1 pseudogene is annotated in these 376 nt (G+C 79.8%); it reads right to left on the reverse strand.

Annotated elements, in window-relative coordinates:
* Positions 1 to 251, reverse strand: a pseudogene (locus tag UK12_RS43915) (hypothetical protein); the annotation flags it as partial.
* Positions 252 to 376 lie beyond the last annotated feature (125 nt).

Consider the following 376-nt stretch of genomic DNA (forward strand, 5'->3'; position numbering starts at 1 on the left):
CCTCCCGCGCTCCCGGTGACCCGGACGAACGCCCCGGTGACGTCGGCGGCGGGGCGCTGGCCGAGAGCCGTTCGGATCGCGGCCGGGTCGAGCGGCGGCAGCCCAGCCTCCGGCTCGGTCGCCGTCGCGGTCCCTGCGGTCGCGGTGGCGGCGGCGGGCGCGGCCGCGGACCGCGCGGCCCCGGTGGGTCCGCCCGCCCAACCGGCCGGCGTCCCAACCGCTCTCCGCCAGCGGCCCGCCCCCCGCCGCAACCGGCCGTTTCTCCCGGGCACCGGGGGCGCGGGAGGCTTCCAAGGTGGCTCGGGGATCGGCGACTTTGCGACCGGGCAAGCGGGTGGTCCCGACGGCCGGTTCCGGATCGGCAGCATCTCCAAGG

Origin of the sequence: Saccharothrix sp. ST-888, assembly GCF_000955975.1 — a bacterium.
GTDB lineage: Bacteria > Actinomycetota > Actinomycetes > Streptomycetales > Streptomycetaceae > Kitasatospora.